23 protein-coding genes are annotated in these 25,586 nt (G+C 56.2%); all 23 read right to left on the bottom strand.

Annotation, left to right across the window (positions count from 1 at the left end):
- Window positions 1-61: 61 nt before the first annotated feature.
- On the bottom strand, window positions 62-736 hold the full coding sequence (locus tag QYQ99_RS26250; protein WP_003065134.1) for a DUF3275 family protein: 675 nt from the start codon (window positions 734-736) through the stop codon (window positions 62-64).
- Between the two features lie 382 nt (window positions 737-1,118).
- Window positions 1,119-1,850, bottom strand: a complete 732-nt coding sequence (locus tag QYQ99_RS26245; protein WP_302090674.1) for a DUF3577 domain-containing protein — start codon at window positions 1,848-1,850, stop codon at window positions 1,119-1,121.
- 423 nt (window positions 1,851-2,273) lie between these two features.
- A complete protein-coding gene (locus QYQ99_RS26240; protein WP_302090673.1) occupies window positions 2,274-3,323 on the bottom strand; it encodes a DMT family transporter in 1,050 nt (349 codons plus the stop codon).
- Between the two features lie 38 nt (window positions 3,324-3,361).
- A complete protein-coding gene (locus QYQ99_RS26235; RefSeq protein ID WP_302090672.1) occupies window positions 3,362-3,733 on the bottom strand; it encodes a hypothetical protein in 372 nt (123 codons plus the stop codon).
- A 59-nt stretch (window positions 3,734-3,792) separates the two neighbouring features.
- Window positions 3,793-6,936 carry an efflux RND transporter permease subunit gene (locus QYQ99_RS26230; protein WP_302090671.1) on the bottom strand — a complete coding sequence of 1,048 codons (3,144 nt, stop codon included), beginning with the start codon at window positions 6,934-6,936 and terminating at the stop codon, window positions 3,793-3,795.
- Window positions 6,937-6,951: 15 nt separating this feature from the next.
- Complete coding sequence (locus QYQ99_RS26225; protein WP_302090670.1) at window positions 6,952-8,070, bottom strand: efflux RND transporter periplasmic adaptor subunit; 1,119 nt, start codon at window positions 8,068-8,070, stop codon at window positions 6,952-6,954.
- Window positions 8,067-8,567 carry a hypothetical protein gene (locus tag QYQ99_RS26220; protein ID WP_302093277.1) on the bottom strand — a complete coding sequence of 167 codons (501 nt, stop codon included), beginning with the start codon at window positions 8,565-8,567 and terminating at the stop codon, window positions 8,067-8,069. Before QYQ99_RS26220 ends, QYQ99_RS26225 begins: the two co-directional genes overlap by 4 nt.
- Window positions 8,568-8,683: 116 nt before the next feature.
- A complete protein-coding gene (locus tag QYQ99_RS26215) occupies window positions 8,684-9,943 on the bottom strand; it encodes a TolC family protein (protein ID WP_302090669.1) in 1,260 nt (419 codons plus the stop codon).
- A gap of 113 nt (window positions 9,944-10,056) precedes the next feature.
- Window positions 10,057-10,410: a hypothetical protein gene (locus tag QYQ99_RS26210; RefSeq protein ID WP_302090668.1), complete on the bottom strand. Its 354-nt coding sequence runs from the start codon at window positions 10,408-10,410 to the stop codon at window positions 10,057-10,059.
- A gap of 416 nt (window positions 10,411-10,826) precedes the next feature.
- Window positions 10,827-11,879: an FAD-dependent oxidoreductase gene (locus tag QYQ99_RS26205; protein ID WP_302090667.1), complete on the bottom strand. Its 1,053-nt coding sequence runs from the start codon at window positions 11,877-11,879 to the stop codon at window positions 10,827-10,829.
- Window positions 11,880-11,924: 45 nt separating this feature from the next.
- Window positions 11,925-12,275 (bottom strand): ArsR/SmtB family transcription factor, encoded by a 351-nt coding sequence (locus QYQ99_RS26200; protein ID WP_302090666.1) that lies wholly within the window; start codon window positions 12,273-12,275, stop codon window positions 11,925-11,927.
- An 85-nt stretch (window positions 12,276-12,360) separates the two neighbouring features.
- Window positions 12,361-13,410 (bottom strand): ArsO family NAD(P)H-dependent flavin-containing monooxygenase, encoded by a 1,050-nt coding sequence (locus QYQ99_RS26195; protein WP_302090665.1) that lies wholly within the window; start codon window positions 13,408-13,410, stop codon window positions 12,361-12,363.
- A 19-nt stretch (window positions 13,411-13,429) separates the two neighbouring features.
- A complete protein-coding gene (locus QYQ99_RS26190; RefSeq protein WP_302090664.1) occupies window positions 13,430-14,614 on the bottom strand; it encodes an MFS transporter in 1,185 nt (394 codons plus the stop codon).
- A 9-nt stretch (window positions 14,615-14,623) separates the two neighbouring features.
- Window positions 14,624-15,340 carry an arsenical resistance protein ArsH gene (gene arsH, locus QYQ99_RS26185; RefSeq protein WP_302090293.1) on the bottom strand — a complete coding sequence of 239 codons (717 nt, stop codon included), beginning with the start codon at window positions 15,338-15,340 and terminating at the stop codon, window positions 14,624-14,626.
- The gene (arsC, locus tag QYQ99_RS26180; RefSeq protein ID WP_302090292.1) at window positions 15,327-15,758 is read right to left on the bottom strand and encodes an arsenate reductase (glutaredoxin); all 432 of its coding nucleotides are present in this window, start codon (window positions 15,756-15,758) and stop codon (window positions 15,327-15,329) included. Before arsC ends, arsH begins: the two co-directional genes overlap by 14 nt.
- A 25-nt stretch (window positions 15,759-15,783) precedes the next feature.
- On the bottom strand, window positions 15,784-17,073 hold the full coding sequence (locus QYQ99_RS26175; protein WP_302090663.1) for an arsenic transporter: 1,290 nt from the start codon (window positions 17,071-17,073) through the stop codon (window positions 15,784-15,786).
- Window positions 17,074-17,194: 121 nt separating this feature from the next.
- Window positions 17,195-17,701 (bottom strand): arsenate reductase ArsC, encoded by a 507-nt coding sequence (locus QYQ99_RS26170; protein WP_019042276.1) that lies wholly within the window; start codon window positions 17,699-17,701, stop codon window positions 17,195-17,197.
- A 46-nt stretch (window positions 17,702-17,747) separates the two neighbouring features.
- Window positions 17,748-18,071: an ArsR/SmtB family transcription factor gene (locus tag QYQ99_RS26165; RefSeq protein ID WP_302093276.1), complete on the bottom strand. Its 324-nt coding sequence runs from the start codon at window positions 18,069-18,071 to the stop codon at window positions 17,748-17,750.
- 122 nt (window positions 18,072-18,193) lie between these two features.
- A complete protein-coding gene (locus QYQ99_RS26160; protein ID WP_437439054.1) occupies window positions 18,194-20,713 on the bottom strand; it encodes a heavy metal translocating P-type ATPase in 2,520 nt (839 codons plus the stop codon).
- A 297-nt stretch (window positions 20,714-21,010) separates the two neighbouring features.
- Window positions 21,011-21,937: a copper homeostasis membrane protein CopD gene (copD, locus tag QYQ99_RS26155; protein WP_302090662.1), complete on the bottom strand. Its 927-nt coding sequence runs from the start codon at window positions 21,935-21,937 to the stop codon at window positions 21,011-21,013.
- 4 nt (window positions 21,938-21,941) lie between these two features.
- Complete coding sequence (copC, locus tag QYQ99_RS26150) at window positions 21,942-22,328, bottom strand: copper homeostasis periplasmic binding protein CopC (protein WP_003078546.1); 387 nt, start codon at window positions 22,326-22,328, stop codon at window positions 21,942-21,944.
- A 110-nt stretch (window positions 22,329-22,438) separates the two neighbouring features.
- Window positions 22,439-23,410, bottom strand: coding sequence for a copper resistance protein B (locus QYQ99_RS26145; RefSeq protein WP_302090661.1), 972 nt, complete (start codon window positions 23,408-23,410; stop codon window positions 22,439-22,441).
- Between the two features lie 25 nt (window positions 23,411-23,435).
- Entirely contained in the window at window positions 23,436-25,361 is a 1,926-nt protein-coding gene (locus QYQ99_RS26140; RefSeq protein WP_302090660.1) for a copper resistance system multicopper oxidase, read from the bottom strand.
- Window positions 25,362-25,586: the final 225 nt, after the last annotated feature.

Raw genomic sequence — 25,586 nt, 5'->3', positions numbered from 1 at the left:
GGCTGATCCATAGACGCGCGTTCACGCATATGGATCAGCCCGCTGATGCGGGCGATGGGCTTTACTTTGGATGCCAAGTTTGATCTTGGAATACAAATTTATAGGAGCCCAGTTGGCCGATGGCCTTGGTCTGCTCTCGCAACATCGAGCGATCGACAGTGGGATCGAGCTTCACTGGTTGAAGACCGCGGATCTGTTCCCAATATTCTCGGAGCACTTCAGGAAGATCGGGCGTATCGACCTGACCTACATCTTCGACTGAGGACGTTTGTGCAATTGCTTGGGTTGGTTGCCCAGTGTTCCGCTTTAGTCTCTCAATGCGCTCTCGCATCTGGTCACCCAACCGTGTGGACCCCTCGGTCTTCGACTCGGTACTCGGCGCGGGCAGCTGAGCTGACCACACGGGCGTTTGAGACGCCAGGGATGGCGATTCAAGTAGTGGGTCGGGCTCGGCCAATTCTGTCTCGACAGGAGCGTCGGAGGCGCTATCGAGCTGCATGTCATGTAGCGTTGCTCTCATCTCCGTCACTGCTTTTCCATACGCGATGTACTGGTGCAGGAAGATTCGGCTGATCCAAACAGTACCGTGATACTCGCCTTCTTCGAACTGATCCAGGAGTGAATCCTTGACCTTGAGTTCGCAGCACTCGTGGAATAGCTCCCCGACGCAGAAATCGCCGTAGCGGCCCCCTCGAATTTGTTTGACACGCAACGTCACGTTTTCGAGCTTTATCAAGCTTTTGCTCCATCAGATTGCGGAGCACCAGTCCAACGCGGGGCCAGGCCCGCGTGGGTGAAAAAAAACACTCCACACGCATATGCCTGTGGAGTGCTGTTTGGAATCTCCAAAGGACTTCCGATCCTTTGGGAATGAGACAGAACACACCGGTTCGAGGTGTGCGTCAACGAGTGAAGTGTGTACGGTCTATAAGTGCCTCGGCCCGTAGGGCGCGCAAGTTTCAGAGGCTCACCTGCTTCGCTAGTTGCCTAGCATCCGGTTTGAGTGATACCGGCAAACACTTGGAAAGGCTGAGAGCATAGCGCAATTCCAGGGTATTCGGGCCACAAATCACGCCCTGAATTGCTTTCGCAATTCAGGGGTGGGTGGCTACTGCTGATTACGCGTAATCATGTTCGCGTCGATCAGCATATCCGCCTTGCCGTTGATGGCCAGGCGTACTGCCGTACCCGCCTGAGCGAGCTGGCTGGCGCGTAGGCGCCGAAGGTGTACGGCCCTGCGGAGCAGGAGCACGATACTGAGGTTGCTGACGTGGAGCTTGAGCCGGTGCACGTTCCTGCGATGCAGGTCCATGCGGTTGCTCATCCTGGCCACCCTGTTCGGAATTACCAGCACGATCATCGTGGAACGCCTCATCGCCTTGCGGTTGACTGCCCAGATGAGCAGCCTCCACATTCGACTCGGCACGTTGATACACGAGCTGACCATCAACCTTCACCGAGTTGATAAGAATCAGACGGCCTTTGATGAGGCCGGCGTGTTCCTTCTGCCCGGTGGGGCGTCCGCCTTGATCTCGCACATCTCGCTCGTAAGAGTGAGCGTAGAGGTCAGCAATACGGAAAGAGATCAGCACCTTGCGGCGCTCATCAACTTCCTTTTGCAGACTATCGATCAGGTCAATGGCCTCGGCAGAGGACACGCGCAGATCGAAATATGTGTAGTCGGGAGAATCCGTTGCCCCACGCAGCGCACTGATGGCGCAAGCGAGAAACGGTTCAGCCTTACGACCACGACCAGTGGGCGTTACCCAACGAACACGGTTCAAATACCCAATGCCGTTAGCGTGCAGGTTGAAAAACTCACGTTGAGCAGGTGCTTGTTGTTGCTGCATGATGACTCCAAATTTCCAATGTTTGGACGGAGCACAGCCGCACCTGACCGCAAGGTCTGGATGGGGCGATGATCCCCATCCGGGTTGCGAGGTAATGCTTTGACCAATCCTTGGGGGATCGGCTGACGACTCTCAAAAGCTCAGTCGTCTATGTGTGCCAAAAGGCGTTCACGGGCAGGAGAATAAACGGTAGATTTCTGCCCGTCAAACAGTGTTGACAGTTGGCGCGGCGAGTTTGCGGGTGCTGGCCTTAATTGACCATCATTCCGATAGGTGATGACCGGCCTGCTTGTACTGACCACCGGCAGCAATCGACCCGAAGCAGAAATCGGTGCATTTCAAGTAGATGACTGCTTTGGGCTGGATTGCGTACATCCCCGCGGATGATCGTCCAAACGCATTCAAGAGAACCAGCGGCAATAGTCAATGTTTGTGGTCGTGCTGATGATGGATGTCCGGGAAATGCTCGTGGGTGTGAGTCATGGGCTCATGAGTATGCAAATGCGCGTGCTTACCAGTTGCCGGCAGCCCATCCGCATGGACATGCTGATGATGCTCATCATGTTCGTGCTCATGACTATGTTTCAGCAACTCATGGGTATGCTCGTGCTGATGGGTTTCGGTAAGGTGCAGCCAGACCCCGATACCCATCAGAACGCCTGCAACGAGCAATCGAGTCGATGCTGGTTCTCCCAAGAAAGCAATGGCCAGCAAGGCTCCAAAAAACGGCGCGATAGAGAAATACGCGCCTGTGCGAGCTGTACCCAGATAGCGCAAGGCGATCACGAACAAGACCAGACTTGTGCCATAGCTCAGGAAGCCGATCACCGTACCCAAGGCCACGATTCCTGGTGACGGCCAAACTGCGCCAGTCGCCAAAGCCAACAGTAAATTGGTGGCACCAGCAGCCAGTCCCTTCATCATTGCAATGAACGAGGCATCCGCAATCGACACCTTACGGGTCAGATTGTTGTCAATGGCCCAGGACAGACAAGCACCGAGCACTGCAAGCTTGGGCCAAAGACTCGCGGATCCCGTTTGGCTCGGCCAACTGAGCACGACGGCACCAGCGACGATCGCTACCATACCCAAGGCGATACGGCGATCAAAGTTTTCTTTGAACACAAACCAGGCTAGAACGGCAGTCAGTACGCCCTCTGCGTTGAGCAGCAAAGATGCGTCGGTCGCAGCCATCCCGGACAAGCCTGTCATCAAAAGCAGCGGCCCCATCATGCCGCCTGCTACAACGGCTCCGGCCAGCCAGCCCATCTCATTACGTTTCAGGGCGACTGCAGGAGCTTTCGTAATCAGCCTGTAGATCAGCAAGCCGATGCCGGAACCGAGGTAGAGAATGCCTGCCATCAACCAGGGACTGGCATGCTCCAGCAGCATCTTGACTGCTGGTGTACCTGCTCCAAACAGAACTGCTGCGCTGAGTGCGGCGACAACTCCACGGTTTGCCAGAACATTCATAGCTACCTCGTCTTACCTATGCTTTGTCTAGCTGGGTATTACTTCACCGAGAAACGCACGGTGACAGTTTGGCCTTCAACACCAGTGATGGTCGCGACAACTTTGCTGCCCTTCGCAACCTTGACTCCCGTTGTTTCGAGTTTGTTTCCACCAGCAGGCTTGATGTCAGCTTCAGACTTTTCTGTGCCATTGAGCACAGTCAGTTTGCCGCCCATCTTGTTCACGTCAGCAGGATCATCATGATCAATAACGTAGATAGCAGCACCATTGGCCTGTGCAACCAGCTCAAAGGACAGATCGCTGGCCGATTGGACAATGCCGCCGTGTTGAGGCTTGGCAGTGCCATGAGCCATGGCGTTCATGCTGATCAGAGAAAGGCCCAGGACAGCTGCAGACAGCAGTTTTTTCATAACTATTCCTAGCTAAAGCGAGGCGCATCAAGGGCTGCGCCTCAAAGCCCGTAATTGCTTTAAAACGCTTCTTGCTGCTCAGGCGTGCCTTCGGCTTCTGGATTTGAAGCCAGAAGCTTTTCGGTGGCCTTTCGGCCAAATGCCAGGTACATCAGTGGAGTCAACAGGGTGTCGAGGAGAGTGGAGCTCACCAGGCCACCGAAGATGACCACCGCAACTGGGTGCAAGATTTCCTTGCCTGCGGCATCTGCCGACAGCAGCAAAGGCGTCAGGGCAAACGCAGCCACCAGTGCAGTCATCAGCACAGGCGTCAGGCGCTCCAGGGAGCCTCTGACAACCATTGGCTGACCGAACTGCTCCCCCTCAAACTTGCAGAGGTTGATGTAGTGGCTCACCTTGAGGATGCCGTTGCGAACCGCAATACCCGTCAAGGTAATGAAGCCCACCATGGAGGCCACGGAGAGCGTGATCCCTGAAAGCCACATTGCAATCACACTGCCCACCAAAGCCAACGGGATATTGGCCATGATGATCAAGGCCAGCGTCGTGGAGCGGTAGCGTGTGTAAAGCACCAGGAACACCAACGCCAGAGACATCAGCGATAGCCACGCAATCTTCTGCGCAGCCTGCTCCTGAGCCTGGAACTGACCTTCCAGGGAGATGGAGTTGCCTGTCGGCAGCTGGGTGCGATCTATCGCTGCACGGATGTCACGCACGATACGGCTCATGTCTGAACCGTCCGTGTTGGCATAGACCACGATGCGACGACGACCGTTTTCTCGGCCAATCTGGTTGGGTCCATCCGTTTCGGAAACCGTCGCAATAGCGGAAACTGGAATCCGGCCAGCCGGCGTGTCGATCAGGGTTCGAGCCAGGTCTTGCGGGCTTCGACCTTCATCAGGCAAACGCAACACCAGCTCGTAGCGACGAGGGCCATCCACGATCTGTGCACCATGAGCACCATCCGTCAGCGCTTGCAGCACCCGAACAGCTTCTCCAGGAGCCAAGCCCACCTGGGCAGCCTTCTGATGGTCAAGACGCACAGTAATCTGAGGAATCAGCACTTGCTTCTCGACGGTTAGGTCAACCAAGCCAGGGATGCTTGAAAGGCTCTGGCGCATCTGCTCGGCCAAACCACGCAGCGTGTCGGTATCGTCACCAGAAATCTTCAGAGCAATCTGAGCACGCACACCAGAAAGCAAGTGATCCAAGCGGTGAGAAATCGGCTGGCCCACAGCGACTTGTGCGGGCAGCACAGACAGCTTTGCGCGAATATCGGCCATCACGACTTCACGATCACGCTCGCTGCGCTTCAGATCAACGTCGATCTCTGCAGAGTGGACCCCTTCGGCATGCTCATCCAGCTCTGCGCGACCTGTTCGGCGCCCAACCTGGGTGACCTCGGGCACCTCCATGATCAAGGTCTCAGCCAAGGAGCCCATACGATTGGCTTCGGCCAACGACGTGCCCGGATTGAACACCATGCCCAGAACCAGCGAGCCCTCATTGAAGGCTGGCAGGAACGCTCTAGGGAAGAAGGGAACGCTGGCCAGTGCAATCACGACTGCAGCCAAGGCCGCAGCCATCAGCGCCTTGCTTCTTGGGAAGGACCAAGCCAGCAGCTTTTCATCCCATTGCTTGAGGCGTCTGACGATGGGGCTGTCCCCGTGATCAATGCGCTTCATTCTCGGCAGGAGGTAGGAACACAGTACCGGCGTCACCGTCATCGACACCAGCATGGATGCCAGAATGGAGATGATGTAGGCGATGCCCAGCGGCGAGAACAAGCGGCCTTCGACGCCTGGCAGAGCAAATAGGGGCACGAACACCAGCACCACGATGGCTGTGGCATAGACGATGCCGGAGCGAACCTCCACACTGGCTTTGCGCACAACCTCAAGCGTCGGCGCCGGGTGCTCCAGCTCCCGGTTCTGCTTGAGTCTGCGCAGAATGTTTTCTACGTCCACCACCGCATCGTCAACCAATTCACCAATAGCGATGGCAAGTCCGCCCAGAGTCATCACATTGATGGATTGACCCAGCCAGTGAAATACCAGTGCCGTAGCAGCCAGCGACAGTGGGATCGCGACCAGTGAGATCAGAGTGGTTCTGGCCGAGAGCAAGAAGGCAAACAGCACGATGGCAACCATGATGGCTCCATCACGCAGTGCTTCTGTCACGTTGCCAATGGAGGCTTCAATGAAATCCGCCTGTCGGAACAAGGCTCTTGGTTCGTTGATGCCTTCAGGGCGGCCCTTGCTGAGCTCTCGAAGTGCTTGCTCGATGTCATGCGTCACGCGAACGGTATCGGCTTCAGGCTGCTTCTGAACGCTGACAATGACCGCAGGAGAGCCGTTGTAACCACCGTCACCGCGCTTCATGGCCGAAGCAAACCGGACATTGGCAACTTGCTCCAGGCGGATCGGACGGCCATCTCGCCAGGCCACTGCAGCTGCCTGCAGGTCCTCGACCTTGTTAGTGCGCCCGATGTGGCGGATCAGATATTCCTTGCTATTGAGGTCGATGAAGCCACCGCCTGCATTGCCAGCAAATCCCTTTAAAGCCGTTTCCAGCTGAGAAAGGGTGACACCAAACTGAGCCATCCGGGCGGTGTCAGGCTCCACACGCAATTGACGTACTTCACCCCCAATGGGAATGACTTGCGAAACACCCTGTACAGCCAGTAATCGGGGGCGCAGCACAAAGTCCGCATACTCCCGAGCCTGCATGGGAGTTGCGGCCGATGCGCCTTTTTCGCCCACATTCAAGGGCAAGGCCAGCAGCATGACCTCACCCATGATGGAAGACACAGGGCCCATCACCGGCACCACATCAGCGGGAAGTCGCTCGCGTACGAGCGCAAGCCGCTCCGCCACCAACTGGCGATTGCGGTAGATGTCAGTTCCCCAGTCAAACTCGGCATAGAGAATCGACAAGCCGACCCCGGACATGGAGCGCACGCGAGTGACCCCCGGCATGCCATTCAATGCAGTTTCAATGGGGAAAGTCACCAGCTGCTCGACTTCTTCAGGGGCCATGCCCCCGGCTTCGGTCAGAACAGTGATCAGAGGTTTGTTGAGGTCCGGGAAGACATCAACAGGCGTTTTAACTGCCGTGATGATCCCGTAGACCATCAATATCGCAGCGAACGCCAGCACAAACAGCCGGTTATGCAGGCTGTTACGAACAATCCAATTGAACATGTGTCACCTCACAGTTCAGCGGATTTGTGCTATCAGCGCCGCACCTTGAACCACGACCCGGTTCTCATCGCCAAGCCCCTTGGTGACGACGATCCGGTTCGCATCTAGCACTTGGTACTGCACGGGTTGCGGGATATAGCGCTCTGCACCTGACTTAATCCAGACGACAGGCTCATTGGCCGGATTGCGGGTGATCGCCTGTGCGGGAAGAACAAAGCCTTTGACACTTTGCTTGGAGTTGGCAATCACGGTGACAGGTTGGCCAATAGCAATCGGTAGCTGTTGAGTGGCATCGGATGCAACCGCCTTGAAGGTCAATGGCAACACACCGTCACGCAAGCTTCGACCAGCACCAATGAGCTCCAAACGGACTCCCGGAGTCGCTTTGATCGTTGCTGCACTGATGTTGGCTGCTAAAGCAGGATCGGCCGTTGTGGCCTCCACCATGACCTTGGCTGAATCGGTGATCTCAAACAAGACATTCTTGGATTCGACAACCTGGCCGAGCACCACATTGGCGCTAGCGATGACACCCGAGACGGGAGCTACCACGTTTTCCTTGGCAGCAAGTCCGCCACCGATTGCGCTTTCACGCGCCCGTAGGCTTGCAAGCTCTGTCTGAGCCGCTTCAATCTCTTTGCGTGGGACAGTGCCTTCAAGCCCTTTGAGTCGCTCCACACGCTTCTGTGCAATTTCGCGGGCACCTCTGAGTTCGGCCAACTGGGCACGCTGCCCAGACAAGGCCAGTGGCTCTGCGTGATGGGCTACGACCGCCAGGACTTCCCCTTTGCGTACAGTCTTGCCAGCGAACGGCAAGCCTTGGGCTCCGGCCTCAATCTTTCCGCCCACAACCGTCTGAACCAGGCCACTTGCATTGGGGTCCGCAATGACTTTGGCTGGCAGTTCGGTGGTTGCGCTTGCTTCGGACATCAAGGCAATTTCCGTGCGAATTGCCAATCGGCGCTGGGACAGCATGGGCACATTGACGCTGCCATCAGGCAAGCGACTCAAACCTGCTGCCGATGGAGTGGCCGAGGCCGTATCCAGATGCTCTCCGTTGGGGCCATGAGCGCCCGGAGAGGCTTGAGCCATGGTGACGGCCAAGACCGCAGACATGATGACGATGCGCTTCATTGGGCGCCTCCCTTTGCTACTTTGCTGTTAGAGCCACGGCCCAAGAGCCATCCCAATCCGCCCACTGCGGCCAATGCCGCCAATGCCGCAATTGCCAATGCGCCAAACAGCAAAGCGTTTTCATCTCCATGAGCATGGGTGGCCTCAGCTGCAGCCTGGGTCGCCCCGACTTCCAAAGTACCGTCCAGCAGGTCAGACTCTTTGCCGTCCAGAATCGTGATCACCAGCGCGTGTGACCCTTTTTTGCCGAGTTCTGCCAAAAACTTCTCGTCAGCCACGGCATAGTCGCCCTGGTCCGAGTGATATGGCGCAGGGGCTTTCAGCGGGCCCAGTTCGACTTCCACTTTGGCTTGATCTACGGGCTCATTGGTAGCGAATCGATTGATAAACATCGAAAACTCACCGCCCTGCAGGCGACCAACCAGCTCGTAGTTTTCCGACTTGGTCTCGAACCTGGGTGCAGAAGACGTGGCTCCTGCCGTGGGGGCAGCATCCAAATGCTCTCCATTGGGACCGTGTGCACCAGGGGATGCCAAGGCGATCCCTGTAGAAAGGGCGAAGCCGCCCAATGAGAGCAAGCGCTTCACAGCGCAAGGAGTTGAAAACGGGGAATTCATGGCAGTTGTCCGTAGGCTTGTTGAAGACGTGCACGTGCGAGGCCAAATGCAGCCTCTTGCCGAGCAGCGCTGTAGTCAGCTTGAGCTGCGGCACTGGCTGCGCGCAGGAGCTCTGGGAGCGATGTCTCGCCTGCATTGAAGGAGGCGCGAATCAGCTTGGCTCGTTCGTTAAGCAAAGAGGCTTTTTCACGCTCGGTCTGCAACTGCAACTGACTTGCCTCTGCTGCAGCCTTGGCGCTTTCCATGCGAGCAGACAACTGAGCACGAAGCACCTGCTCCTTGCGCTGAGCTATGTCCAGCTCGGTCAAGGCGGCAGCTTGCAAGGGTGCATTTCTATCGTCTGTGCCGAACGGAATACGCACTGCAAGGCCCAGGCTGTAGGCGGAGCCCTGGCCATGGCCAGGCATGTCTTGCCTGAGCTTGGTGATCAGCTCTGGAGCAATGCGATTCGATTTGGCAACCAAGTCCAAACGCTTACGTGCCAGGTCTACTTGCTGTTCTGCACGCAACAGCTCGGGATGCTCAGCCAACCGGCGAGGAGACGGGCTTTCAGCACTCGCAAACGTAGCGTCAGGTGTTTGGGCCAATCCTGTCAAGGCTGTCCACTGGCGCTTTGCTGCTTCAAGCTGGGTTTCAGCCTGTGACTGAGCTGCTTGTGCGCTTAAAAGCTCCCCCTTGGCTGCCAAAGCATCTGCTCTTGCCAGATCACCAGCTTTGACACGTTTATCCACGTCGGATGCGATGGCCGCAAAAGTGCTGGTCTGCTGCTTTGACAAAGATTGGCTGGCTTGCAACTCAGCAATCTGCCAATGCAACTCACGGACGACCTCTGCAACACGCAGTTTTCCCTCAGCTTCAGACAACTGTGAGAGAGATGACAGCGAATCTGCGGCTTGCTGCTTGGCGCTTTTCTGGCCAGGAAGCCAGAGCGGCACCGCCAAAGCTACTTCAGTCTCGCGAGCGCCATTGTTGCTTTGCAGGCGGTCATTGCGGTGGCTCAACTCCACTGAGGGAGGTGCAGCCCAAAGAGCACTTGATGCTTGCTTTTCTGCGGCTGCCTGCCGAGAAATGCCTGCAGCCTCGGCAGAAGCAACGGCGCAGTTCCAGGCCCTTTCCACGGCAGACGCCAGGGTTGTTTTTTGAATGTTGCTGCTCAAACTGGGCGCAGCAACGCCTTCCATCGGCTGTGCATAGGAAGTGCACGCCGACGTCAGCCCTGCAAGGATGCAGAGTCTCCATCTGAATTTGGGGTTCACAAAGCCTCTAAATGCTCTGAGTGCAATGAAACGCCGTCGCTATGCACCTCGACAGATATGACATGCACGAACAAAGGGATGGCTTCAGGCGAATGAAGCCGACCTAAAGTGAGCTAGGCAGTGTGTTTGGGAGGCCGTCGAAGACCTTCCAGGATGGGGTACGGGAGTGTGGAGTCGAGGGCTGCACTGGGTGGAGAACTTCCCCAGTCGAGTGCAGGAACGCTCAAGGTGAAAACTTCGAGCGCTGCAGATGGCATCCCATTGGCCATCATGTGCAGTTTGGAATCAGAGGAGTCATCGAGCTCCACGGCACCATCATCATGGTGGTGGTGGCCTTCCTCTTGAAGATGCATCGCCGCATGCTCAAGTGCTTCATGAGACGCAAAGACAGGCATCTGGCCAGCCACAGCAAGGGCTTGCCAGAAGACGCTCAGTATCACGAAGAACATGGCCAGACGGCGGATCATAGGTCTGAAATTATATGCAGCAGAGTTACCCCACGACATTTGTGGCTGCTGAGAAATTGCTGATGGCGATGGCCAAATCGGCATTGCTCATCGTGGCTGAGTTTGAGTAATGCCTCTTTTGAGGCAAGAAGCTGTCACTCCCTAAAAAGTCATGAAAGTCAGTTGCTGGCCGATCTGCGACTGTCGCTGAACTACCCGCAGCGGTCGTTCATACGTATGAAAAGCGGACGCTCAACTGAGGATTCACATTTTTAGTCGATTGCACATTGCTCATAAGTTGGCGGCGAACCACGGGCCACAGCCATTCACATGTCGTTGGAGAACTTGGCACCTAGACGTACAAGTGATGATCGCTCTTTGAGCATTGCTGGGACGACTCTACATAGGGTCGGTGTTTGGTAGAGCCCGATGGTGCCTTAGATATTGAGATACTTGTGTAGGGAGTCCATGATTTGCTCAGAATCAGGGCCAACACCGCGGAGGGTTGCTGAAGCGAAGTTTCGCTGCTTCGGCAAACCCACGAAGAAGATGCCAGGGTTTGAAGTAGAAACCCCTTGATGTTGCTTGACGCCTTGCTGTGGGTCCAGGATATCCAGTGGCTCGAACGGCTTGATATTTGGACGAAAACCTGTCGCGAAGATGATGCTGTCAATTTGATCTTCTGCTCCACTTGGCCAGACTACGCCGCTGGACGTTACTCGCTCAAACATTGAATTGTGCGCAAACAGACCAGACTTGAGCGCATTTCGGTAAGTGCCGTCATCAAGTACCGGTGTACTTTGATCATTGAGCCAGCGTGTTCTTTCTAGGCCCGTCCATTTGAGCCAAGAATGGAAGTCGACTCCCAGAATCCGTTGTGGAAAGAACCGAACCTTTTCACGCGTGGCCAATGTTACTTTGGCTACTTGCGCAAGTTCGTAGGCGATTTGCAGCGCAGAGTTTGCGGCTCCAACGACTACAACCTTCTTCCCGACAAAAGGCTGCACATTTCGGTAGGATGAACTGTGAATCTTCATTCCCTCTAAGCTGTGGAGACCGGCAATGTTAGGAATGAAGGGACGACTAAATGCGCCAGTCGCCACAACAATTGCTCTCGTAGAAAACTCCATTCCATTTTCTGAGAGAAGTCGAAATCCACCGCTGTCCCGGTACACACGCACGATGCGAATGTTCGGCTGCACAGGCAGTTCGAAATGCTTGCTGTATTGCTCCAAGTACTTCACCACTTCGTCGCGTCGAGGGTACGCTGAGGGTGCCCCAGGAAAAGGCATTCCAGGAAGAGACGAGTACGAAGCAGGGGAAAACAGTGTGAGACTGTCGTAGTAGTGGCGCCAGTTCCCCCCAGGTTTATCCTGCTCGTCCAGTATTGTGAAGTCCAAGCCACGCTTCTTCAGGTGCCAGCCGCAGGCCAGTCCTGCTTGGCCTCCACCAACGACGATTACATCGTACCTCTTACTCAAATTGTTCATTTGTGTGCACATATACACATTTCATTGTAAAAAAATGGACAAGATCTACAGTGAGGTGGCGGGGCAGCAGTGTGCCGCTATGCCTTGCGTATGTTTGAGAATGCCTTCTAGGCGGGCAATGATGGCTGGACCATCCACCTCATAGAACATTTGGCGACCAACTTTGGTGGCTCGCACGATCCGTGCATCCAGCAAGACTTGCAGATGGCGCGACACAACGGATCGCTCTTGAGGAAGGTCAGCTGCAATCGCGGTCACATCCGCTCTGCCCAATTGCATAACACGCTTAAGCACTGCGACTCGTGTAGGTTCACACAGCGCTCGAAAAAAGTTGCTGTCTAGCGAGGCAATTGCGGCCTCAATCGCCTGAGTACGAATTGAAATTTCGGAGGACATAGTGGCAATCATATGTGCATAGGTTTGCACATGTAAAGTGCACCCCACCCGAGTATGTCTCCAGAGAGGATGGACAAACAACTTTTTACGAGAGGTACTGCTCAACTTCCACGGCGGTGCTTCGCGCCGTGCGCATGACTCCAATGAGCGTGGCCGACGCAGGCCCGGTCCACTCCCCGTAGCCCACAAGCCATAAACCTGGGACGCCACGCACCTGTGTGCCGTCAACCGCGATTCTTGATTCCTTGACAACGCCAAGAGTCTCCAGAGGCTGCAACGCAGGCCTAAAGCCGGTACACCAGATGATCGCGTCGAAGGGCTTGGTACTTCCGTCGCCCCATTGAGCGCCGTCCGCCGTGAGCTTCGCAAATGAGCTGACAGAATGCAGCACGCCGCGCTGGCGTGCGTCTAGGACCGGGGGAACCATCACGATGTCGCCAAAGCCGCCTGGCAGGTTCTCGGGATCTTTGCCTTCCTGCAAGGCCTGCCAGCGTGCAGTGGCCCTCTCAAAGAGTACTCGCCCATCAACCTCGTCCGGTAAAAAGGCTGGAGGCTCCAGCGTGACCCAGGTCGTGGACTGCGCAACAAGCGAAACTTCCGCCAGGATCTGTGCGCCGGAGTTTCCTCCGCCGACCACCACCACCCTCTTACCTTTGAAGGGCTCAGGTGATACGTACTGAGCTGAGTGCAACTGTTGTCCCTTAAAGGACGTCAAACCCTCAACGTTGGGAACAAATGGATTTCGCCATGTTCCCGTGGCAAATACAACGGCACGCGAATGCCAGCTTCTTGCTCCAGCATTGACCTGAAAGCCTTGCTCAGTGGATTCAATGCCTGTGACGCGAACCGGCCTCTCGATCTTGAGTTCGTAGCGTGCCTCGTACTTGCGCAGATAGTCGACCACGTGGTCACGACTTGGATACTGGTCACCCGAAGCAGGCATCGGCCATCCCGCAATGGAACTCCACGAGGCGGGAGAAAAAAGCCTCAACGAGTCCCATCCATGCTGCCAGGCCCCGCCTCCGGCTTCCTCGGCATCCAGCAGCAGCACCGACAGATTGGAGCGACGCAGGAAGTACGCCACCGATAGGCCTGCTTGACCTGCCCCAACGATGATCACATCGTGAAACGACATTGTTGACCTCTCTTTGTCTTCATTGCTGTGCATTCACACGCATCGACCACAGAGCTGCAAATGCGCTGATCGCCAGCAGGGAAGACAGCCACAGAGCCTGGCTGCCCCCATTTGCGACAGCCAGCCCGAAAAGAAATGGTGAGCCTGCCTGCACGATACGTGCTGGAACCATGAGCCAACCTTGGCGCTGGCCATACCCTTGAGATCCGAACACCTTGAGCGGCAGTGTGCCTATGGCAATCGTCAAGATGCCATTGCCAAGGCCGTGCAGGATGGCAAAAACGCTGGCTGCCGACGCACCAGCCAGGGCCAGACAGACGGCAGCCAATGGATGGGCAAGAATGGCCAGGCGCGCCGACAGCAACGGGTGTGCTTTCTTGAGAAAGCTGTATTCCAGCACCCGACCTGCAACCTGGGCAGGCCCGACCAATGCAGCGGCAGCAATCGAAGCAGCCAAAGTTGCACCGCTGGCCTGAAGTATCTGAGGCAGGTGGGAAGCCATGGCTGTGCTGATGAACCAGGACGCCGCGAAAACGTAGGCCATCAGATAGGCAGTGCGCTTAAGACTGATGCCTGCGTTGTTTCCGCCCTGAGACTCAGCTCCAGGCGGCTTTTGTTCTTCGACCACTTCCCTCGGGTTGGGCTTGGCACGCGATAACAAGGCATTGAGCGGAAGGCCGAGCAGCAGGTGCAAAGCGGCCCAGAACATGCATACGACACGCCAGTCGTAAAGACCTTCCAGATAGCTGGAAAGCGGCCAGCCCACGGTGCTGGCAAAGCCAGCAAAAAGCGTGATTCCGGTAATGGCTGGGCGCGCATCCTGGCCATACAGGTGCACAACACTGGCAAACGCGGCTTCGTAGAGGCCGCTGCCCATCGCCACGCCCATGAACGCCCACGCCACGAAGATATGCAGTGTCTGCGCGGCCTGGCTCAACATCAGCAAGCCACAGGCAAAAACCAGATTGCTGGCGAGAAGCACCGACCTTCCGCCAAAGCGATCAATCAGTCGGCCCGCGATGGGGCCTACCGCCGCAGTCACCAGCAAGGCTGCCGAGAATGCGCCGAACACCAGAGAGTACGAGGTGCTTGTCGACTGACTGATTGGCTTGGCCAGCACCGCAAGCAAGTAGTACGACGAGGCCCAGGACAGGGTCTGGGCAATCCCGAGCATGACTGTGACTTGCGTGCGGTTCAGTGCCATCTGTATCGTTTAAATGCTGCGTTGATTGACCCGTTTGGACAGTTCTTCAGCACTTTCACGGCGCTCGCTATAGCGATCCACCAGGTAGTCCGAACAGTCTCGCGTCAGCAGCGTGAACTTGACCAGCTCTTCCATCACATCCACCACCCTCTCGTAATACGAAGAGGGCTTCATCCGGCCAGCCTCATCGAACTCGGCAAATGCCTTGGCAACGGACGACTGATTCGGGATAGTGATCATGCGCATCCAGCGACCTAACACACGCATCTGGTTGACCGCATTGAACGACTGCGAGCCGCCAGAGACTTGCATCACTGCCAGTGTCTTGCCTTGCGTCGGTCGCACGGCACCAGCGGACAAAGGAATCCAGTCTATCTGCGCTTTGAGGATGCTGCTCATCGCGCCATGACGCTCAGGGGACGTCCAGACCATACCCTCGGCCCACACAGCCAGCTCACGCAGTTCCTTGACCTTTGGGTGATCGTCAGGGGCACCATCGGGCTGAGGCAGGTCACGCGGATCGAAGATCCTGGTCTCGGCCCCCATCTTGCGCAGCAGGCGCGCGGCTTCTTCGGTCAACAGGCGGCTATAGGAGCGGTCACGAACCGAGCCATACAGCAGCAGAATTCGCGGCGCGTGCGTCGCACGCTGTGCGGGCAAAAGGCCTTCCAAGCTGGGCTTTTCAAAGACTTGTTCGTCGAGATTCGGTAGATCAGCGCTTGCCAATTCGGTTTCCTTTCGAGTCAATAACGGTTTCGCCGTCCTCCTTGGAAAAGGCAGCCTGTTGCGGCTGAGGGAGGATGTCCAGCACGGCTTCCGAGGGACGGCACAAGCGGGTTCCCAGGGGGGTGACCACTATCGGCCTATTAATCAGGATGGGGTGCTGGAGCATGAAATCAATCAACTGCTCGTCCGTCCATTTGGGATCACCCAGCCCGAGCTCCTCATAGGGTGTGCCTTTTTGGCGCAACACTTCGCGCACGGGCATGCCCATGGCTTGGATCAGGCCCACCAGGGTGGCGCGATCAGGAGGCGTCTTGAGGTACTCAATGACCTTAGGCTCTTCCCCGCTGTTGCGGATCAGGGCCAGAACATTGCGAGAGGTACCGCAAGCAGGGTTGTGGTAAATCGTGATGTCGCTCATAGCGCTAGATTTCCGTTGGAAAGGTTCATGACGTCACGCTGAGCCGCAAGGCCAGCGCTGCAAGTGTGATGAGCAGCACGGGCATGGTTAGCACTGCACCAACTTTGAAGTAGTAGCCCCAGCCAATGGTTGTGCCCTTCTTGGCGAGCACATGCAGCCAAAGGAGCGTGGCCAGGCTGCCAATCGGCGTGATCTTGGGGCCGAGATCGCAGCCAATCACATTGGCGTAGACCATGGCCTCCTTGACCGCACCGCTGGCCGTGGATGCATCGATGGACAGTGCTCCGATCAAGACCGTGGGCATGTTGTTCATGATGGAAGACAGCACCGCAGACAGCACGCCCGTGCCCAGCGATGCGGTCCACACGCCACCGGCTGCAAACTGATTCAGCAACATGGCGATGTAGTCCGTGAGGCCCGCGTTGCGCAGCCCGTAGACCACCAGATACATACCCAGCGAGAACACCACGATCTGCCACGGAGCGCCATGGAGCACCTTCCTGGTGCTGATGACATGGCCACGCGCAGCCACCGCCAGCAAGATAGCGGCCCCCACAGCGGCCACAGCACTGACAGGGACGCCCAGAGGCTCCAGCGCGAAGAAGCCGACCAGAAGCAAGACCAGCACGACCCAGCCAGCCTGGAAGGTGGCCAGATCCTTGATCGCAGCCGACGGCTGTTTGAGCTGGGCCACGTCGTAGGTGGCAGGAATATCGCGGCGGAAAAACAGCAGCAGCACACCGAGGCTGGCCAGGACCGAGGCGATGTTGACCGGCACCATCACCGATGCGTAGTCGTTGAAGCCGATCTTGAAAAAGTCAGCGGAGACGATATTCACCAGATTGGAGACGATCAGCGGCAGGCTTGCAGTGTCGGCAATAAAACCGGCAGCCATGACAAACGCCAGCGTGGCTGCCGGAGAAAAGCCCAGCGCCACCAACATGGCCATCACGATGGGCGTGAGAATCAGCGCGGCTCCGTCATTGGCAAACAGGGCCGAAACGGCGGCACCTAGCAGCACGATGAAAGCAAACAGCTTGACTCCGCTGCCGCCACCCCAGCGGGCAAAGTGCAATGCAGCCCACTCGAAGAAACCGGCTTCATCCAGCAAAAGGCTGATGATGATGACGGCGACAAAGGTCGCCGTGGCATTCCAGACGATATGCCAGACCACCGGAATATCAGCAATGTGCACAACCCCCAGCAGCAGCGCGATACCTGCCCCAATCGAGGCGCTCCAGCCAATGCCAAGGCCGCGTGGCTGCCAGATAACCAGCGCCAGGGTGAAGATGAAAATCAGGATGGCCGTCAACATGACGTATAGGTCCTAGAAAAAGCTATAAGTCGGCATCAGTCGCCCACCGCGTGCGGGCGTCAGTGAAGCCTGGTGCTGCAATCCAGACTCTGGATCTGGATCGCAATTGCAGTAACGGGATTTAGTGCGAAGAGAGTTCACGCGCCGTGGACTGCAGTACTGCCTGCTCCAGCTTTTGCGCTGGCAGGTTCACCAATAGCTCCAGGCGACGACGAATCATGTGCATCGTCTGCCGGAAGGCTTCCAGCTTTGCTTCGTCAGAGGCCTCGCCTTCCGAGGGGTCCGGGTAGCCCCAATGCGCTGTGGCGGGATGACCAGGCCAAAACGGACACACTTCACCAGCCGCGTTGTCGCATACGGTGATGATCAGATCCATATGCGGCGCACCAGGCACAGCAAATTCGTCCCAGCTCTTGCTGCGCAAGCCCTCGACCGAGACACCGGCCTTTTGCAGCACCTGCAGCCCAAGCGGATTGGGTTGCTGATTCTCGCGGGGGCTGCTGCCCGCCGAATAGGCTTTAAAACGGCCTTGGCCCATATCGTTGAGCAAGGCCTCAGCCAAGATGCTGCGTGCCGAATTGTGGGTGCACAGGAACAGGACGTTCAGGGGAGCTTTGTTGTCAGACATGGTTTTAGCAGCGGGACTTAGGGATGGGAAAAGGTTGCAGCGACGCTTAGCACTCGCACGACGCAACGGCGTCATCGGTACAAACCGCGCCCTGGCAGCAGTTCTCGGTGAGATATGCCAACAGATCGTTCATCACGGGAAAGGCCGCGCGATAGAGCACGTTTCGGCCCTGCCGCTCCTGGGTGACCAGGTCGGCATGAAACAGCTCTTTCAAATGAAAGGACAGCGCGTTCGGCGCGATGCCGAGCCGCTCAGCTAAGGCACTAGGTGTCAGGCCTTCAGGTCCAGCCACAACGAGGGCGCGAAATACGCGCAATCGGGCCTCATGGGCCAGTGCGGAGAGTGAGCGAATGACGTTTGCTTCTTGCATGAGTTGATAATACATCAATTATTGAATTGATGTATAGAGCTATGAGCAAAGTCGACCCCTCCATAAATGCAGCTTATGGCGAAAGGGCCGAATCAGTGATTTCGTAGACACTGGTCGCTAATTCAGTTGAGGCGATTCGACTTACTCAACCGCAGCGCGTTGAAGATCACAGATGCTGAACTTAAGCTCATTGCTAACGCTGCGATCATTGGCGAAAGAAGCCACCCAGTGAACGGGTACAGAACTCCCGCAGCAATCGGCACACCAATTCCGTTGTATATAAAGGCAAATAGTAAGTTCTGCCGCATGTTGCGCACTGTGTCAGTTGAGATTTCACGCGACTGGGCAATGCCACGCAAATCACCCTTGACCAGCGTGATCTGACCGCTGTTCATTGCTACGTCGGTCCCTGTTCCCATGGCTACACCTACATCAGCTTTTGCCAAGGCCGGCGCATCGTTGATACCGTCACCAGCCATGGCAATCACATGGCCTTCACTTTGCAATCGCTCCACGAGAGCAAGCTTGTCAGCGGGCTTCACTTCGCCATGTACTTCATCAATACCAAGCTTGGCACCGACAGCCCTAGCTGTAGTCAAGCCATCTCCGGTCGCCATGACAATTCGCAAGCCGCTTGCATGAAGCGTTTGGATGGCGTCCAGAGTGCTAGCTTTGATAGGGTCTGTTACCGCCAAAATGCCCGCGAACTTCCCATCAGCCGCTAAATGCATGATGCTTGCACCCTCTCCTCGCAGGCGTTCTCCGTCCGCTTGCAAGGAAGATACAGAAACGCCTTCTTGAGCCATCAATGTGGTGTTGCCTAATGCCAAGCGCCGCCCCTCAACGGTTCCACGTACACCAATACCGCTGGCGGAATCGAAGTCCACTGGTTTAGCGAGTTGCAAGCCTTGTTCACGTGCAGCTCGGACGATGGCATCCGCAAGCGGATGCTCGCTACCCTGATCCAAGCTAGCGGCAAGCCTCAAAACTTCGTCAGCGGTGAAATCTGGAGCCGGAATCGCCTTATCGAACACAGGCCGACCTTCTGTAAGGGTGCCCGTTTTATCTACGATGAGCGTATCCACTTCACGCATTTTTTCTATGGCGCCCGCGTCACGGAACAAAACGCCTTGCTCTGCAGCGCGCCCTGTGGCCACCATTACTGACATGGGTGTGGCCAAACCTAGCGCACATGGGCAGGCGATGATGAGTACCGCGACGGCATTGATCAACCCAAACACCCAACTGGGCTCTGGGCCAAAAATTCCCCAGACGAAGAAGGTCATTACAGCAACTAGCACGACAACCAGAACGAACTTTCCAGCCACTACGTCGGCCATTCGCTGCATCGGTGCCTTCGACCGTTGGGCCGATGCAACCATCTGAACGATCTGGGAAAGCATGGTGGCAGTGCCCACCTTTTCTGACCTCATGACCAGAGCTCCACTCGTATTGAGTGTGGCGCCGATCAGTTTGTCGTCAACTCGCTTTGTCACAGGTATTGGCTCGCCCGTGAGCATCGATTCATCAACGGCGCTTTGACCTTCCGTGACAATGCCATCCACAGGTACTTTCTCGCCTGGACGTACGCGCAGCAGGTCTCCGACATGCACGTGGCTGAGGGGAACATCTTCCTCACTGCCATCTGCATTGATACGCCTTGCCGTCTTAGGAGCTAGGCTAAGCAATGATTTGATAGCGGCCGAGGTCTGAGAGCGAGCCTTCAGCTCAATGATCTGCCCCAACATGGTCAAAGAAATGATGACCACCGCTGCCTCGAAATAAACAGCTACACGGCCCATGGATACGAACGAGTCAGGAAACACACCAGGTGCCAGCGTCGCTACGAGGCTGTAGACAAAGGCGGCTCCCGATCCCAAGCTGATCAACGTCCACATGTTCGGACTGCGGTGGATGATTGACTGCCAGCCTCGAACAAAAAAGGGCCAGCCCGTCCATAGAACCACGGGCAGGGAAAGAGTCAACTCGACCCATGTTTGGGTCTGCATAGTGAACCAGCCGAACTTGTGTCCGAACATGGCCAGAGTGGTAACAATCAGCGTGAGTGGGAGCGTCCACCAGAATCGCCGTTGAAAGTCTTGCAACTCGCTGTTGTCCTCTTCTCCAACCGGGATCAGTGGCTCCAGAGTCATTCCGCATTTAGCGCAGTTTCCGGGATGATCTTGCCGAACCTCCGGATGCATCGGGCAGGTATAGATCGTTTCGGCGGGAACCACGCCCGAGTCATCAAACGATTTCTGATCTGAATGACTTGCAGCCACATGAGCATGTTCGTGCGAGCTGAGCAACTGGGCCTCAGGCACCAAATGCATTTGGCACTTGGGGCAGCGTCCCGGATGATCTTGATGGACTTCAGGATGCATTGGGCATACATAGACTGTGCCTTCTCCTGCGTGATCAGCCTGCTCGTTACTCGATATGAATTGCGCAGGGCCATGAGCAAATTTTTGCTGGCAACCGTTACTGCAGAAGCGATAGATCCGTCCTTCGTGAACTATCCGATGGGGCGACTGTAGAGTGACAGTCATGCCGCAAACAGGATCTTGCAGAGGCTCGGCGTCAGTTTTGGTGTTTTCCAACTCAACTGATTCTGAAGAAGATCGATGCTGATGATGTTGCATGCAGATGGCCCTTCACAGTGTTGGATCGATTCTTGGCCCTTACACCATGTGAATGTCAAGCCAGAATCTGCTCGAAAAACAACTCTATCCACCTATTCTGAGATACCGCAACCAAAGTGCGGTGCTTGTGACCATCTCAACTTAAGTGCTGGTTCTTGGGTTGAGATGGCCTTTGCCATGACTAAATGACACGGAGGTCGTCCTGGCATGAATCCTAGAACGAAACACACCCTCTCTCTCAGTGCCTGTTTCTGAGCGCAGCTCTCGCAACTGCTATCGGTGGCTGATCTCGGTGGATCAAATTCCTTTTGGGGAAAGAATGCCTAACCAAGCCACACTCGCCAAAACTAGAACTGCAAGTGTTGTCTCCATGAACAGGCTCTGTCGTAGCTTAGAGACTGCTTGCGCACGATTCCCTGAACCCAATGATGCCTCCAGACTTGGACTAAGCCGGAACCGATTTGCAGCTGCCAAAGCAAGCATTCCGAGAACCAGCATTAGCTTGCCTAGCAGCAACTGACCATAGAGTGTCGAAACAAGCGGATCAAGCGAAGGCCCTGCGATCAATACATAGTTGACTACACCACTGATTGCAAGAACGAAAACGATCAGAGTTCCGACATGGGCGAAGCCGTTTGATGTGCGGCTCAATATGGCTACGGTGTCCTGTGTCGCATTTGCCCTACGTGTGGCTAAGATCAAAAAAGCAAGCAACGCGCCGACCCATGCACCTGCTGCCCAGAGGTGGGAGATGTCTGAAGCAAGGTGGATGTATCCACGCATTCCATCGTCCATCGCTCCATGACCAGCCCAGGCCAGTGTCGCCAGCGCTACACCGCTAGATGCGGACATGGCAACGAAGCGAAACGTTGGATTGAACTTCACTAGGGCAATCAAGATGCAAAGCGTTAGCGCAAGAATACGAATGCACCAAGCAAGGCCCATGTGAGTGCCGGTGATGAGCATCTCGAAGATATGCGTTGACAACTCGGAGTAAGTTTGAGCACCGGACATGGCCTTGGCAAGGACTGTCATGCTGACCACGGACAGGCCAATTCCGAATGCTGAAAATGCACCGACACATATTCGATAGCAGCGCGCAATTGCCAAGGATCGCTCGTCATGGCCAAGGGCATAAACGCCAAACATGGCGACGCCAAAGGCCGCTGCCATGTCCAGATACAGCGCAAGGCGCAATACGATGGTGAACCAATCCTCGGCCATTTGCTTACTTCACCTGGAATGTGACGTTGCCATTGATAGGGTGTGTGTCTGACGACACTGCACGCCAATCCACGCGATAGGCACCGGGTTGAAGCGTCTGAGCGGGAGTAATGACCATGGTTTTGCCATCGCTAGCGCCAGAGACGCTTGCGCTGACCTTCATTGCGCCGTGGTTCGGCATTCCGGGCATCCCCGTCATGATCAAGTTCGCTGCCGAGAACTGAGGAACCAGCGTCTCAGAGAACTTCAACTCAATCGTGGCAGGTGCCGCGACCTGCGACTTATCCGCAGGAGAGGAGGAAACTAACGAAGGATGTGCAAATGCTGCGGAAGCGAACAGTGTTGCGGCAATTGGCGCGATGAACTTAGCGACCAGGTTTGAGCGGTTCATGAGAGACTCCTATCGAAGTGTGATGGTGGTTTGAAAACAGATGTCGAATCTAGGTCTGTAGAGTTGGCGCTCCCAAGGACGCGCCAACTAGGAAGGGGACATTGGTCTGGCTAGAACCAGAAGCGGACACCGGCCACCCAACGTGTTTGCTGCGCACGGCCACCGTCGGCACGAACGAGATCTGCGGTTCGCCCGAAACTTCCCGCACGTTCCACTCCGATATATGGAGCGAACTGACGGCTGAACTCGTAGCGCAGTCGCAGGCCAGCAGATGCTTCGGCTAGGCCCTTGCCGATATGCCGCTCTGGATCATCCTTGCCGTAAAACTGCATTTCAGCTCTAGGCTCAAGGATCAAGCGTTGAGTCAGCAATAGTTCGTAGCTTGCATTTAGGCGAAGCGCAGTTCTGCCGCCACTGCCGACATAGGCTGTAGCCTCCAGCTCGAACCAGTAAGGGGCCAGGCCCTGTACACCAAATGCCAGCCATTGACGGCTAGGTCCCACGCCGTTGTCTAAGCGCAGACCCAACTGTGTATCCCAATAGGTCGTGGCGGCACGGCTCCAAAGCAGTTCGGTGCGAGACTCTTCGAGCTTTCCTTTGGCGACGTCACCTTCTGCCTTCAAGACAGCTTTGTTGTATGAGGTCCCGTACCATGCTTGCAAGTCATAGGCCGTTGAATCATCACCTCTGCGTGAAAAACGGCGTTCCAGGGTCTCACCACGCAGCGAGGCAAAGGTATGCTCGTCCGCAAGCATCAAGCGCGGGACGCCAGGCACCGCGTAATCGCCCGATCCCAAGGTCAACCCATTGGAATACCCATGAGGGTCGCGAGCATCTGGAGGTGCGGATCCCCCTTGCATCTGCATGCTGCCGTGATCCATCGCAGGGCCGCTTGCAGCGCTGCCGGTCATAGCACCATGACCTGCATGTGGATCAGCTGCAGTTGCGGCAGGGCTTGCCGGTGCTTCCATTTGCATATCCGCTTGGCCATGCGATGAATGGTCGCTTTGCGCTTGGGCCGCCATACTCACCAGAGCGAGGAGCGCAGTGGACAATGCACGAATAGGGAGTGCTTTGGACATTTTTGATCTTCCTTGTGAGGTTTGTTCAAGACACTACGACTTCGCGGAACATGCCTGCATCCATGTGGAACATCAGGTGGCAATGCCATGCCCAGCGCCCCAGAGCATCTGCCGTCACCAAGAAGCTGATGCGTTGTGCAGGCTGTACTGGCAAGGTGTGTCGACGGGCGAGGAATCGACCATCAGGGCTCTCCAGTTCACTCCACATCCCATGCAAGTGCATAGGGTGAGTCATCATCGTGTCGTTGTGCAGGATGACTCGCAAACGCTCGCCGTGACGGAAGTGAACAGGCGTTGATTGCCCGAACTCCAATCCATCAAGAGACCAGGAATAACGCTCCATATTGCCCGTCAGGTGCAACTCCACCTCTCGTCCAGGACCGCGCGAGTCCATCGGACCTGAAGGTGTATGCAGATCTGCCAAGGTCAGCACCCGTCTGCCGTTATTGCGCAGACCGATACCGGGATCGTCAAGATTGGTGCGGGCCATATCGACTCGCATATCTGTTCTTGCGCCATATTCAGTGCGAGCATGGCGTGCGGTGGTGCTGGGCACTGCCAAGCCCCCAGCAGACTTGGCATGCTGACTATGGTCCATCGCCATACCACCGTGATTCATGCCGGCCATCGCACCATGATCCATGCCGGCCATTGCCCCCGACATACCAGCCATCCCGGCCATACCTGTCATCCCAGACATGCCGGTCATCCCAGACATGCCGGTCATCCCAGACATGCCGGTCATCCCAGACATGCCGGTCATGTCCATGTCGGCTCCGGAACTGCCATGGCTCATGGCGCCCATCATGTCGCTCATACCCAGCCATTCGACGGGATCGAGTGCAGGGACAGGAGCTTGTAGACCTTCGCGCACTGCTAACGTAGCGCGTGCGTAGCCTGTTCGGTCCATCGACTGGGCAAAAATCGTATAGGCGTCATCACGTGGCTCGACAATCACGTCTATGGTTTCGCCAGGGCCGAATCGGAATTCATCGACAGTCACAGGCTCTACGTCGACGCCGTCAACATGCACCACAGTGAGCTTCAGACCCGGAATACGTACGTCATAGAAGGTATTGCCCGCGCCGTTGACCATGCGCAGTCGAACACGCTCGCCCGGGCGGAAAAGAGCAGTCCAATTGCCGGCAGGCGTGACGCCATTTGCGAGGTAGGTCAGGGTCGCAGAAGAGAGGTCGGCTAAATCCGTTGGATTCATGCGCATCTCGTTCCACATCTTGCGCTTGTCTAATGCCGCTGACACGCCATCGCGCGATGCATCACGGAAGAAATCAAAGACCGTGGGCTGGTTGTAGTTGTAGTAGTCGCCCTGAACCTTGAGCTTTGCGAAAACGCGCATGGGGTCTTCGTCAGTCCAGTCAGAGAAGAGCACGACATGGTCACGATCTGCACGGATAGTCTCAGGGCCTGCGGGATCAATGATGATTGCTCCATACATGCCGGTGAGCTCCTGCATGCCTGAATGTGAGTGATACCAGTAGGAACCGCTTTGCTGAACCTTGAAGCGGTAGGTAAACGTCTCTCCAGGAGGAATGCCCGCAAAGCTGATGCCTGGAACTCCGTCCATCTGGTAGGGCAAGATAATGCCGTGCCAATGAATAGAAGTGGCCTCGCGAAGCTTGTTCGTGACGCGAATCGTCACCGTCTCACCCTCTCGCCAGCGCAGGGTTGGTGCAGGAAGCGATCCATTGATCGTTGTCGCCATCCCTGGCTTGCCCGTAAAGTTCACGGCGGACTCGGCGATCACCAAATCGAACTCGTTACCCTTCAGCACCGGAGCGGCCCCGCGGACTGTGGAGCTCTGCTGTGCGAATGCCATGAGCGACTGCGTTGACAGGCCCGCCAGAACGCCTCCTGCGGCCAGCCCCTGAACGAAGCGCCGACGAGAGAACCCTTGAATGGGAGTGACAAAAAATGGCGAATGACGCGGCATAAGGTGAAATCCTCCAGAGCTTCCAAGAAATTCGTTTTCGGTAACGCTTGCCTGATGCAATGAGCGCTCGATATGTTCAGTATGCTAGGGCGCGCTGAATTTCGGTGGAGTGACTCATTCATTACATTCATGTAATGCTCGCGTCATGTTTGGTGCAGCAGAGGGCTTTTATCCAGCAATGCCCTCGTTGCAACCAGAAGGTTCACTCTGCTCACCACGCTTGAT

This window comes from Comamonas testosteroni (assembly GCF_030505195.1).
GTDB lineage: Bacteria > Pseudomonadota > Gammaproteobacteria > Burkholderiales > Burkholderiaceae_C > Comamonas > Comamonas testosteroni_G.
This window is presented reverse-complemented; position numbering and strand designations above follow the sequence as displayed.

Coding starts and splice junctions, on each gene's coding strand:
- QYQ99_RS26245 (WP_302090674.1), bottom strand. CDS start 1,850: ATGCAGCAACAACAAGCACCTGCTCAACGTGAGTTTTTCAACCTGCAC.
- QYQ99_RS26240 (WP_302090673.1), bottom strand. CDS start 3,323: ATGAATGTTCTGGCAAACCGTGGAGTTGTCGCCGCACTCAGCGCAGCA.
- QYQ99_RS26235 (WP_302090672.1), bottom strand. CDS start 3,733: ATGAAAAAACTGCTGTCTGCAGCTGTCCTGGGCCTTTCTCTGATCAGC.
- QYQ99_RS26230 (WP_302090671.1), bottom strand. CDS start 6,936: ATGTTCAATTGGATTGTTCGTAACAGCCTGCATAACCGGCTGTTTGTG.
- QYQ99_RS26225 (WP_302090670.1), bottom strand. CDS start 8,070: ATGAAGCGCATCGTCATCATGTCTGCGGTCTTGGCCGTCACCATGGCT.
- QYQ99_RS26210 (WP_302090668.1), bottom strand. CDS start 10,410: ATGATCCGCCGTCTGGCCATGTTCTTCGTGATACTGAGCGTCTTCTGG.
- QYQ99_RS26205 (WP_302090667.1), bottom strand. CDS start 11,879: ATGAACAATTTGAGTAAGAGGTACGATGTAATCGTCGTTGGTGGAGGC.
- QYQ99_RS26200 (WP_302090666.1), bottom strand. CDS start 12,275: ATGTCCTCCGAAATTTCAATTCGTACTCAGGCGATTGAGGCCGCAATT.
- QYQ99_RS26195 (WP_302090665.1), bottom strand. CDS start 13,410: ATGTCGTTTCACGATGTGATCATCGTTGGGGCAGGTCAAGCAGGCCTA.
- QYQ99_RS26190 (WP_302090664.1), bottom strand. CDS start 14,614: ATGGCACTGAACCGCACGCAAGTCACAGTCATGCTCGGGATTGCCCAG.
- arsC (WP_302090292.1), bottom strand. CDS start 15,758: ATGAGCGACATCACGATTTACCACAACCCTGCTTGCGGTACCTCTCGC.
- QYQ99_RS26175 (WP_302090663.1), bottom strand. CDS start 17,073: ATGTTGACGGCCATCCTGATTTTCATCTTCACCCTGGCGCTGGTTATC.
- QYQ99_RS26170 (WP_019042276.1), bottom strand. CDS start 17,701: ATGTCTGACAACAAAGCTCCCCTGAACGTCCTGTTCCTGTGCACCCAC.
- QYQ99_RS26165 (WP_302093276.1), bottom strand. CDS start 18,071: ATGCAAGAAGCAAACGTCATTCGCTCACTCTCCGCACTGGCCCATGAG.
- QYQ99_RS26160 (WP_437439054.1), bottom strand. CDS start 20,713: ATGCAACATCATCAGCATCGATCTTCTTCAGAATCAGTTGAGTTGGAA.
- copD (WP_302090662.1), bottom strand. CDS start 21,937: ATGGCCGAGGATTGGTTCACCATCGTATTGCGCCTTGCGCTGTATCTG.
- copC (WP_003078546.1), bottom strand. CDS start 22,328: ATGAACCGCTCAAACCTGGTCGCTAAGTTCATCGCGCCAATTGCCGCA.
- QYQ99_RS26145 (WP_302090661.1), bottom strand. CDS start 23,410: ATGTCCAAAGCACTCCCTATTCGTGCATTGTCCACTGCGCTCCTCGCT.
- QYQ99_RS26140 (WP_302090660.1), bottom strand. CDS start 25,361: ATGCCGCGTCATTCGCCATTTTTTGTCACTCCCATTCAAGGGTTCTCT.